This is a genomic window from Bacillus sp. B28, from assembly GCF_029536185.1.
Classification (GTDB): Bacteria; Bacillota; Bacilli; order Bacillales; family Bacillaceae; genus Bacillus; species Bacillus halotolerans.
Window position 1 is genome coordinate 2,596,917 of the sequence record NZ_CP120511.1, and the last position, 10,938, is coordinate 2,607,854.

Annotated in this window: 12 protein-coding genes and 1 pseudogene; 4 read left to right on the forward strand and 9 right to left on the reverse strand. The window is 40.5% G+C overall.

From position 1 onward, the window contains the following. Positions 1-5: 5 nt before the first annotated feature. The gene (gene yqeH, locus P3L57_RS12875) at positions 6-1,106 is read right to left on the reverse strand and encodes a ribosome biogenesis GTPase YqeH (RefSeq protein ID WP_059335448.1); all 1,101 of its coding nucleotides are present in this window, start codon (positions 1,104-1,106) and stop codon (positions 6-8) included. A gap of 2 nt (positions 1,107-1,108) precedes the next feature. Then, a complete protein-coding gene (locus tag P3L57_RS12880) occupies positions 1,109-1,627 on the reverse strand; it encodes a YqeG family HAD IIIA-type phosphatase (protein ID WP_003226126.1) in 519 nt (172 codons plus the stop codon). 361 nt (positions 1,628-1,988) lie between these two features. Between P3L57_RS12880 and sda the strand changes: the two genes are divergently transcribed. Beyond that, the gene (sda, locus tag P3L57_RS12885; RefSeq protein ID WP_003226124.1) at positions 1,989-2,129 is read left to right on the forward strand and encodes a sporulation histidine kinase inhibitor Sda; all 141 of its coding nucleotides are present in this window, start codon (positions 1,989-1,991) and stop codon (positions 2,127-2,129) included. A gap of 137 nt (positions 2,130-2,266) precedes the next feature. Here the strand turns inward: sda and P3L57_RS12890 are convergent, their stop codons facing one another. The 3 genes from P3L57_RS12890 to P3L57_RS12900 form a co-directional block, all read right to left on the reverse strand. Next, entirely contained in the window at positions 2,267-2,401 is a 135-nt protein-coding gene (locus tag P3L57_RS12890; protein WP_010335019.1) for a hypothetical protein, read from the reverse strand. A 77-nt stretch (positions 2,402-2,478) separates the two neighbouring features. After that, positions 2,479-3,210 (reverse strand): SGNH/GDSL hydrolase family protein, encoded by a 732-nt coding sequence (locus P3L57_RS12895; protein ID WP_044154481.1) that lies wholly within the window; start codon positions 3,208-3,210, stop codon positions 2,479-2,481. A gap of 246 nt (positions 3,211-3,456) precedes the next feature. Next, positions 3,457-4,209 carry a peptidoglycan recognition protein family protein gene (locus P3L57_RS12900; RefSeq protein ID WP_069487172.1) on the reverse strand — a complete coding sequence of 251 codons (753 nt, stop codon included), beginning with the start codon at positions 4,207-4,209 and terminating at the stop codon, positions 3,457-3,459. A 194-nt stretch (positions 4,210-4,403) separates the two neighbouring features. Here P3L57_RS12900 and P3L57_RS12905 point away from each other — a divergent pair, with 194 nt between their 5' ends. After that, on the forward strand, positions 4,404-5,030 hold the full coding sequence (locus P3L57_RS12905) for a TVP38/TMEM64 family protein (protein WP_059335451.1): 627 nt from the start codon (positions 4,404-4,406) through the stop codon (positions 5,028-5,030). Positions 5,031-5,050: 20 nt separating this feature from the next. Here P3L57_RS12905 and gnd read toward each other — a convergent pair whose 3' ends face one another. Next, positions 5,051-5,944 carry a phosphogluconate dehydrogenase (NAD(+)-dependent, decarboxylating) gene (gnd, locus tag P3L57_RS12910; RefSeq protein WP_059335452.1) on the reverse strand — a complete coding sequence of 298 codons (894 nt, stop codon included), beginning with the start codon at positions 5,942-5,944 and terminating at the stop codon, positions 5,051-5,053. Positions 5,945-6,264: 320 nt separating this feature from the next. Here gnd and P3L57_RS12915 point away from each other — a divergent pair, with 320 nt between their 5' ends. Then, positions 6,265-6,993, forward strand: a complete 729-nt coding sequence (locus P3L57_RS12915; protein WP_044154478.1) for a YqeB family protein — start codon at positions 6,265-6,267, stop codon at positions 6,991-6,993. Positions 6,994-7,026: 33 nt separating this feature from the next. Here the strand turns inward: P3L57_RS12915 and P3L57_RS12920 are convergent, their stop codons facing one another. Next, a complete protein-coding gene (locus tag P3L57_RS12920) occupies positions 7,027-7,452 on the reverse strand; it encodes a NucA/NucB deoxyribonuclease domain-containing protein (RefSeq protein WP_044154477.1) in 426 nt (141 codons plus the stop codon). Between the two features lie 176 nt (positions 7,453-7,628). Between P3L57_RS12920 and sigK the strand changes: the two genes are divergently transcribed. Next, entirely contained in the window at positions 7,629-8,357 is a 729-nt protein-coding gene (gene sigK, locus P3L57_RS12925) for an RNA polymerase sporulation sigma factor SigK (protein WP_013308023.1), read from the forward strand. A gap of 185 nt (positions 8,358-8,542) precedes the next feature. Here the strand turns inward: sigK and P3L57_RS12930 are convergent. Both P3L57_RS12930 and P3L57_RS12935 read right to left on the reverse strand, forming a co-directional pair. Then, positions 8,543-8,641, reverse strand: a pseudogene (locus tag P3L57_RS12930) (recombinase family protein); the annotation flags it as partial. 355 nt (positions 8,642-8,996) lie between these two features. Beyond that, on the reverse strand, positions 8,997-10,811 hold the full coding sequence (locus tag P3L57_RS12935; protein WP_069487171.1) for an AAA family ATPase: 1,815 nt from the start codon (positions 10,809-10,811) through the stop codon (positions 8,997-8,999). Positions 10,812-10,938 lie beyond the last annotated feature (127 nt).

Consider the following 10,938-nt stretch of genomic DNA (forward strand, 5'->3'; position numbering starts at 1 on the left):
TTTTGTTAAATTAATGAGCGCCGAACAAATACGTGAACGCCTTTTGGCGCATAAGCCGTTATTTTTTTATTCGCGTCATGCACCGTTACCCAGCCTAACCCAGAGAAAACGATATCTGTCTTTTGCTCTTTCATCGTAAACGTATGGGCAACCAGCTCCGGAAACTCATCCATATCATCTTTTTCCGGCGGTGTGAGCAATTCTCCTGCGTGCTTTTCATAAAGCGCGTCTGCATTTTCCAGTTTCGTTCTGTGAATCATTAATTCATTCGGCATATAGCAGACAAAGGCAGCTCTTTCACCTGAAACATAATCAAACCTTGCCAGTCCGCCGAAATACAGCGTTTGCTGATCGTTTAGCTGGAATGTGCGCGGCTTCAGTTCCTTTTTGGGCGAGAGTACTTTTAAATCCTTTTTGTTTACATAGTGCGCCATTTGATGGTGATTGATGATTCCCGGTGTATCATAAAGCGCAGAGCCGTCATCTAACGGAATTTCAATAGCATCAAGAGTTGTGCCCGGGAATTGGGATGTCGTGATAATGTTGTCTTCACCTGACACTTCTTTAATAATCCGGTTAATGAACGTTGATTTTCCTACATTGGTACAGCCGACAACGTAAACATCCTTGCCGTTACGGTAATGCTCAATCGCATCAATGACTTCTCTGATTCCCTGGCCGCGTCCCGCACTGACCAAAAATACGTCAATCGGTTTTAAGCCAAGCTCTTTCGCCTCGCGCTTCATCCACTGGATCAGCCGTTCTCTTTTGAGCGATTTAGGCAGAATATCCGCCTTGTTTCCGACTAACAATATAGGATTGCCTCCGACTAAGCGCTGCAATCCATTAATCCAGCTGCCGTTAAAATCAAAAATATCAACAATTTTAACAACGAGAGAATCCGTTTCTCCAATTCCATGGAGGATGTTTAAAAAGTCATCATCCGTTAAGGAAACGTCTTGTATTTCATTGTAGTTTTTCAGTCTGAAGCAGCGCTGGCAAATTACACTTTCTTTAGAAAGCGAAGCCGGCGGCGCGTATCCCAGACCATTTTTGTCTTCGGTTTGGATTGTGACTCCGCAGCCGATACAAACAACCTTTTCCATTCTTACTCCTCCCACTGAATGTGCCCTTTTCGTTTGAGAGCACTCAGTATTCTGCGTTCGACCTGGCGGTTAAAGCGCGTAATAAAGCCATCCGAGGAAGCGACAGGCACGACCAGGATCGTATGGTAGCCGTTACGGTTCCCGCCGAGTACATCAGTCAGCAGCTGGTCTCCGATGACAACACAGTCCTCTTTTTTCAGCTCCATATTGCGCACTGCTCTATTAAAGGCTTTGCCCATCGGTTTTCTTGCTTTATAGATGAATGGTATGCCGAGCGGTTCCGAGAAAAGTTTTACTCTTCGCTCATTATTATTAGAGACAATCGTCACTTTAATGCCGTGCTCTTTCATTTCTTCAAACCACTCGATCAATCGCGGCGTCGCGTTTGGTCTGTCCCATTCAACAAGTGTATTATCCAGGTCAGTGATAATTCCTTTTACATTTCGTTCCTTTAATTTTTCAGGTGTAATATGAAAAATATTTTTAACAAACTCGTCAGGTAAAAAAAACTTTTTTAACAAAACCCGCACCCTTCCCTTTTCTTTCTCTTAAAATTCATGTCGAAAAAAATCGAACTTGCGCTTAAAGAAAAACTGAGCAAAAAAATTTCGACAAAAATTGGGTTTCTTCACCAGGTGTGGATAAATTTACACACACTATCCACTCTTATTACATCACTCTTTTGACAAATTATAAACACGATACTCACAAGTTATCCACTTTTTGGTGTGGATAACAGAACGATTGTTCTTATATGCAATTCATGGTAGATTAAAGATAATCTTCAGCTTCAGATGAACGCAACCTATAAATGTATGTCACAAAGTCATGAATGATTCCAACTATGAAGGAGGTGTCTCTCCCATTAATTGGGTTCCTAGCATGAGAAAATTGTCTGATGAATTATTAATAGAATCTTATTTCAAAGCCACCGAAATGAATTTAAACCGTGACTTTATCGAGTTAATCGAAAACGAAATAAAAAGAAGATCGCTCGGACATATTATTTCCGTATCTTCTTAATAGGAATTTGTCTATTTTTTCCGGGCGTATTTCCTTTTTTTACTCAGATGACTGATATTATATCACTTCAGTTACGCGCTTTACTACTGTTTTCAGCAAAAAACACCCCTAAAAAGAGGTGTTTTCAGGGCTGGATTTCATGTGAACCAATACACTCCGCCCACAATCAGGAGAACAACAATCAAAACAACGATAAAAGCGTATCCGTATGCTCTGCTTGCGCCATATGGCCAGCCGCCGAAAGGATACGTGTATAAATAACCGCTGTACATGTGAAGCGCGCCTCCTTAAAAATGTTTCTATAACAGCCTATGTAGGAGAAATAAAACGGCTTAGGCCTTTGTCCGGATCAGCGCTTCAGGACCTGCCCATCTTGTATTCCTTCATAAACTACCCTTGCCCCTTTAGGTGTCATATGATTGCCAGAAGGATCTATCAAGCCGGATTGGATAAGTGCTTCATCAGTAGCTTTTCCGCCGTCTGCTTCTATAAAGTGCTTCCAGTTGTCTACGAGAGGCACATTCATATGTTTCGCGACATCTCTTGTAATATCATTGTATGAGTTATGCCACTTTCTCGCCCCGCCTTTTGATTCAAAAGCAGCCGCTTTATACCTGGAATAGTAAAAGAGGTGATGCTTCCCGTTTCCTTCAATAATAGGGATACACGTCATTAAAACAGGCTTGATGCCGTGTTTTCTGCTTTCTTTTATAAAGTAAACCAGATTCTCTCTGAAACGCAGCTTTGACACTCTTGGCTTTCCTTCAGCCAGAATCCCAGCGTCATTAGTGCCAAACATAATAAAAAGATGCTTAGGTTTTTGATCGAGTACATCTGTTTGAAACCGTAAACGGGCATCTTCAGTCGTTTGTCCTCCAATTCCTGCGTTGAGAATATCAAGATTCCCGCGTTCAGCCGTTTTTAATACATTGACCCACTGCTGCGCTTTTGGATAGTCACGATAATCCCAATTAGAGCCGCGTGTATTGCTGTCACCAAACGCTACCACGTCTTCGTATCCTTTTCCTTCACATCCTGCTGTAACGAACAGCAGAAGGAAAAGGATGAACATATACTTCATCTTTACACCCCCAAAAGCTTCATCTTTATGTTATACCTCTGTTCTGTTTCATTCAACGCAGAGTTTTTTCGTTATAGCGTTCTCTCTATTGTTAACGTGTCCCTCTCAACTAAAATCATTCTGTTTCCAGTAAGGGGTGAGATATCTATTTCAGTTCCCATCTTTTTCTGCGAAAAAACACTTCAGAGAGTTGAATGCAATAACCTGCTTCCGCCAGAGGAAACAGGCTACTGATTATCTCTGCATTTATTTTAATTTCGCTTTAAGCTTGGCCTTTGTTTTTGGTCCGTAAATACCATCAGCTTTTAATCCATTCATCAGCTGAAAACGTTTCACGGCATTTGCTGTTTTCGGTCCATAAATGCCGTCAATACCGTTATTCTTCGCGCCTTTATCGGGGTAAAAATGAAGGGCGGCTAAAGCCTTTTGCAGCTGAAGAACTTTAGTGCCTTTTCTATAAGGCACAGTGAGTTTTATTACTCCTGATGGCAGAGGATAAGATTTGGGTGATTCTTTAGATGGCGTATCAGAGGAAGAAATTCCGTTTTTGAAAGCACTCCATTGATGTAAGAGTTTGCGGGGACATTCTTTTCCAGACCATTTTTTGTGGGGAACAACACGATCCAGCGAAATATTATGATCCTTCATTAATTTTTTGATCAGCCACTGCGCATTAGCTACTGCTTTGTCAAAATCGCCGTCTGCATTTTCACAGATTTCAATCCCGATTGATTTGCGATTCCCTGTCCCATTGATGCCGTCGCCAGCATGCCACCCGTTTTCAGTAAGAGGAAGATGCTGATAGATGTCTGAATCGTCTACTGTAAAATGCCAGCTGACAGATGTACTTGGGTTTTTCACATAATCAGCGTGCATTTTCGCATCGGCACCTTTGGCGGTATTTGCTGTATTGTGCACCGTAATATATGCAGGTGTCATCGCATAGCCGGGACGGTTATCGTTTGATTCTGGTATAAAATCCTTTTTTATCGCTACCATTTCTATCCCTCCCTACTATTAAAGAATGCAGCAACAAGAGAAATGGACAGCCTATTTTACTAGATAAAAAAGAATTGTATTTCTCCCCACTCGTATTACAGTTGAACCACCGAAACGGTACAAGTTATACTAACGTAGATGCCGGAGATTCTGCCTCATGACATCGCCGCAAGTGTTGGGAGTGGATAATTGAAATGTTAAAAAAGACTTTAGGTATAATCTTGATCATCGCCGTTATTGCAGTCGGGTTTTATCAGAAAGAAGCTTGGCTTGATGCTATAAAAGCAGGCGGATTGATCTCCGTTTTATGTAGTATGCTGCTGATAGCCGCCGACGTCTTTTTCCCGATTGTGCCGTTTGCAATCATTGCAGCTTTAAATGGCGCTGTGTTCGGAATTGCAAATGGTGTTTGGATTACACTGTCCGGTTCAATGCTCGGTACAATATTGCTGTTTTTTCTCGCGAGGTACAGCTTTCGAGATTGGGCCAGAAAAAAAATAAAAGCTTATCCTGCTATACAAGGATACGAGGCTTCATTCGATAAAAATGCGTTTACCGCTGTTTTATTGGGAAGGCTGATCCCTGTTATCCCTTCTCTAGTCATGAACGTTGTATGCGGACTAAGCAGTGTTCGGTGGCATGTTTTTTTCTTCGCCTCTTTAATAGGAAAAATTCCAAACATTTTAGTTGTTACCATTGCCGGCGCCAATTTCTCCAGCAACAAATTGCTGTCTTTCAGTATTTACGGGGCCTACGTTCTGATCTTGATGCTAATCATATATATAAAGTTTCCTCATCTGGTAAAAGCGTCAAAAAAATAAGGGCGGCCCGCTTCGCCCCCTTACTTTTTTTCTGTTGCATGTCCTCCAAATTCATTACGGAGCGCAGCAACAACCTTTCCTGTAAACGTATCGTCTGTTAACGAACGGTATCTCATCAAGAGCGACATCGCGATCACCGGAGCTGCTGTCTGCAGATCTAGTGCCGTTTCCACTGTCCATTTCCCTTCCCCGGAGGAATGCATGACGCCTTTGATCTGATCCAGCCTCGCGTCTTTAGAAAAAGCGCGCTCAGTCAGCCCCATAAGCCACGACCTTATGACAGAGCCATGATTCCATACCCTTGCAACTTTCTCATAGTCAAATTCAAACGGACTGTTTTCCAGCACTTCAAATCCTTCACCAATGGCAGCCATCATTCCGTACTCAATGCCATTATGAATCATTTTCAAAAAGTGGCCGCTGCCCGCTTCTCCGGCATATAAATATCCATTTTCAACAGCAGTATCCCGAAACAGCGGCTCCGCGATACGCCATGCTTCCGGGTCTCCTCCAACCATATAACAAGCCCCGTGACGCGCTCCTTCCATTCCGCCCGAAGTTCCGGCGTCGAGATAATGAAGACCGGTTTCTTTCAATTGATTGTAGCGCCGTATCGATTCTTTATAATGAGAATTTCCAGCCTCAATGATAATATCCCCTTCGTTTAATAACGGTGCCACATCACTCAGTACAGCATCTACAACGCCATGCGGCACCATCACCCACAAAATTCGCGGCGTATCTAATAAAGAAATCAATTCTTTTATATTTGTTGTCCCCTCAGCTCCATATGATATCAGTTCATCAACAGCCGCTTGATTCACGTCATAACCGATTGCTTGATGATTGCGGTCGATCAATTGCTTTCCTATGTTTATGCCCATTTTCCCTAAGCCGATCAATCCTATTTTCATGTGAGTTCCTCCTGGTTGTCTAAACTCTAAAGCCATTACTCTTTATGTTCCCTGTGAACTGCTATGTGATACGTCCTGTTTTCTCAAATAAAAAACAAAAGCAGGCCGCGATCAGCAAGAGTCATTCCTTTTATCCCCAGTAACTTACTGCTCCGTGTCATATCGTTTCTGTATGAGCTTTATCATAAAGAAGGCTTGATAATCATTTGGCGGCTTCATGTATGACAGCAAAAATCGCGGCAACATGCTTGATTTCCTCTCTATTTAAGTTAAAATATGGGAAGGGAATTCAACTTATTTCTAGCTAAGAAGGTGACAACTTGCAGGATCAAACACAAACGATCATTGGAATGACGAAAACCGCGAAATGTTTATTATACGGTACACTTGCAATCATCGGTCTTCTCATTGGTTATTTTTTTCATCAGCTTGCGAAATGGGCATTATCCCTGCCGTGGATTCCATTAGAAGGCCCTCTTCGGCTTGTTACCTCTTTTTACGGATCACCGGTTAAGTTTATCACCGCGCTGCTTGGCCTGATTGCCGGTATATGGTTCGCTCATTCAATCATGAAATTGCTATTAACTGTACAGATTACAAACGACTCCGTAGCATTAATGAAAGGCAAGCATGTGCAAACGATCCACTCCGAAGACATTGCTCTGGTATTTATTGATCACAAACGGCTTGTCCTCTTAGGAACAGACGGATATGAACTGGCCCGTGAAGAAATAGATGAAAAACCTAAAAACATTGAGCAGGCCTTTAAAAAGCATCATTACGTGTGGTCGGCTGAAGGTGACCCGTTTAAAGATAAATTTCGGCGATGGGTACCTGAATCACCCGATCTCTCTCCAAGCGCTCATGCTATATTGAAGGCTCGTCAGAAAGCACTGAAAGAAGAGGAAACAGACGACATTGAAGATTTCCGTCTTGAACTCGCAAAGATCGGAATTGTTGTACGTGAAGAAGGAACACGCCAGTATTGGCGAAAAGCAGAATCGTATCCTCCTCAGGAGAATCAGCCTAGCGGCAAAATAGGATCATAGCAAAAGAGGCTCAGAATTGAGCCTCTTCTTTTATTACTGAACAATAAACAACACTTTGGTGCCATCCGGATAACTGCTCATTTGATTTCCTACCCATGAACCGGCGCCGCGATTATCAGAAGGCGTTACATATCGGACATCGGCTCCGGCGCCTCCTTCTTCACAAACTGCCATCGGCCATTCATCCCGATCGTAGCCAGGCTTCGTCGGAATTCCTTTTAATGACTCCTCCCGCCTTTTGTCCGCTCCATCACGATCAATTGTACATATATCAGAATGTCCTTCGGCAATCGCATCTCTTATATGATCCCCGGTTTCCGGATAACGAGACAACGGAAAGTATAAAATTTTGTCATATAAAGCAGCCCCCTTGACCTGTTGCGGAGCCGTCATATCCTTTCCCAACAAACAAAGAAAAACCGCTGCCGCCAGAAGAAGCATTGCCATCCATCTTTTCATCCTCATCCCCCCATACGGTTTCGTTCATTTAAATGTATGGGGGCAGCATAAAGATTATTTTAAAAAACAAAACCTAAGCTCTCCATTGAGAAATTTCCCGGTACAGACACAGACAGCCTTCCGATCACATACATTGACATATAGGCTTTTGCCTACATAATCATGTGGAGGTGACGATGGTGACAGGTGTTTTCGCAGCGCTCGGTTTTGTAGTTAAAGAGCTTGTCTTTTTAGTATCTTACGTGAAAAACAATGCCTTTCCACAACCGCTCTCAAGCAGCGAGGAAAAAAAATACTTAGAGCTCATGGCTAAAGGGGATGAACATGCCAGAAACATGCTGATTGAGCATAATCTTCGCTTGGTCGCCCATATTGTAAAAAAGTTTGAAAATACAGGTGAAGACGCAGAGGACTTAATCTCCATCGGAACAATCGGGCTAATCAAAGGAATTGAAAGCTATTCCGCCGGAAAAGGGACAAAACTGGCGACGTATGCTGCGCGGTGTATTGAAAATGAAATCCTCATGCATTTGCGCGCACTAAAAAAAACAAAAAAAGACGTCTCCCTTCATGATCCGATCGGACAGGATAAAGAAGGGAATGAAATAAGCCTGATCGACGTCCTGAAATCAGAAAATGAAGACGTGATTGATACGATCCAGCTCAATATGGAGCTTGAAAAAGTGAAGCAATACATTGACATTTTAGATGACCGTGAGAAAGAAGTGATTGTCGGGCGGTTTGGGCTTGATTTAAAGAAGGAAAAAACGCAGCGTGAGATTGCCAAAGAACTCGGTATTTCGCGCAGCTATGTATCGCGAATTGAGAAACGGGCGCTGATGAAGATGTTCCATGAGTTCTACCGGGCGGAGAAGGAAAAGCGGAAGAAAGCGAAGGGGAAATAATTTAGCAAAGGCCGGATCGGACATTCCGGCTTTTCTATATTTTCACTAAAGTTTCTTTTAAAAGAAATAGAGAAAGAATAGATGAAAGAAGAGTTATGAAAAGCATTTTTTGCATACTAATAAGCTATATGAGAAAGACAATCTGGATCATACAGATAACTTGATTATGAATTCTTTAATCGCATCGTCCCTGCTTTCTTTATACAGGCCTCGATCTGGGTGCAGTTGCTCGATCCCTTGATCGCTTGTTTCTCGGTCGATACCCTTATATACATTGCCATCACTCTGGATCTTCTTCCTATCAAGTTTTATTAAATAATGAGAGGAATCGTTCATGCATTTGTCAGCTTGCGGTCCCTCGATGATTATTACCTTCATAAAATGCATCACCCCTTGGGTAATGCTATGTAGCAAGTGTTTGTCCTAATGAGGTGATTTTAGATTAAACTACAGTAAATATGAGAGCCAATAAGAAATAACACCGAAGATGAAATAATCGGTGTTATGTTTATATACTCAATATAGATATTCACACTGGATAACCTTAATCCTTTAATATAAACAATCCTTTCTACTACACTAATTACTATGGATGACAATTGGTGTTTGGTTAAACCTTTCATGAACCTGCAGATAATTTCACCATTTATATACAAAATCAAATAAATCCTTCAACCTAGGAAATTTCTCTAATTCTTCTCGGTTTTCCATAAGATCATTTATCCTTTTCCAAGTTCGAAAGGGTTTATCTTTTGAAGGAATCTTAGTCCCCTTCTCCCAAAGAAGATTTTCTAGGGTATCTTCAACTAAGAAAATTTGTTCTCCATCTGCTGCAATTCTAATCTGTTCATTAGCCTTATAAGGGTCTATGCCCCTAACAGACTCCAATGCTTCATCTGTCCTATCCTTTCTGTCACAATCATGTACGATCCTAAATGGAATTTTAAATGCTTTTAGCAATTTTGCAAAAGGTACAATAGTCCATTTTCCTCCACAAGAAACAATTGTTGTAGTATTAAATACTTCCTCAGATATTTCATAATGTTCATGAACCCTTAATCTATGATTAAATAAACTTTTTTCAGTATCGCCCTCAACTAAAACAACTCTTTTTGCAAAGAAAGCTTGATTAACTGTAGGGTGAAAATCTAAAGAAGCTCTTAGAGCATTTTTTTCACTTTCTATATTGATACCCTTTTCAAAAGGATCTTGTTTTAACTGATTGATATATGGGGCTTCACTAGAACTTTTTCTATTTAAAATAGCTAGTGACATTGGATTTTCTACGACATCAATCAAAAAAGGAGAATGAGTGCTGATTAATACTTGCCACTGAGCTTGCTTTGATATATTTTTTAATGCATTTTTCAATCTAATCATTAAATGAGGATGAAGGTATAATTCCGGTTCTTCAAAGAGTAAAATTGTTGACCTAATCATTTCTTCTGAAGTATTTTTCGAAGAATGATTAGCAAGAACTTCAATTAATGCAAATATTAAAGCCCTCTGAGAGCCATGTCCCTGTCTTTCAATCGTAGTCTCCACACCATCATCCATTAATAGGGTTGTATAATTCCCTACGAATTTATTTGTATCTGGTGTGGACATTGCAAACTTTATCTTAGATTCAATGATTGAAGACATTCTATTTGAAATATCGTTGGTCAATTGACTGATAATCGGTATCTCTTCTTCTAATTCACCGGATAATTTTTTAGAAAGAAGTTCAACATTTTCCATCAGGTTTTTATATTCGTCCATATTTTGAATAGCAGGTAAGATTATTTGTTTTAAAAGTGTACCAAAAACCGTAGTATTGGTTGGTTTTAGTTCATCTGAAGCATCTTTTACAGCTGGAATTACTACTGCATTAGGCAAAGCCTGCTTTAAAGCTGGGGCAATACTAATATTTTCAGAAGTCCAATCCTCTTTAGAGAGAGTCACTAATTCTGGATTTGCTTGTTTTATTTCCTCTTTAACTCTCTCTTTATTCGCTTTTGTTTTCCATGTTTTCCCATTGATTCCTAATAAAGTAGCTATTTGTTTGACTTTATCCGAATTATCGTTCCACTTCTCCTGAAATCCATTAATTTCGTATTGTTTGATGTATGCTTCATAGAAAATTTCCACCTTGCCATCTTTTAAACTAGCCCTTAGCCGAAGTTTTATTTTACCATCATTCACCAACCCTGCAACACCAGGAGTATCCCTTTCCCAGTCTAAAACATTATCAAAAACACCTTCTATTATTATATCTTCATTTTCAAAACCTTTTCGCCAGTCATCAATACTAGGTTTAGATTGGTTTAGAAGAATTTCGATTGCTCGTATTATAGAAGATTTTCCACAGTTGTTAGGCCCTATTAAACTTGTAAAGTCAAATAAATCAACTTCTATTTTATCTATACTTCTAAAATTACTGACGCTTAAATATGAAAGATTTATAATCGCCAACCCCTATCCCCATTTTTTTACACATCCATTATAAATTTCTGCAAAAAATGTCATTTCCCTTCACAAAAACAGTTAATTAGGTTTATTTTTCTTACAAAAAATGAGTGATTCGATAGAATCACTCATT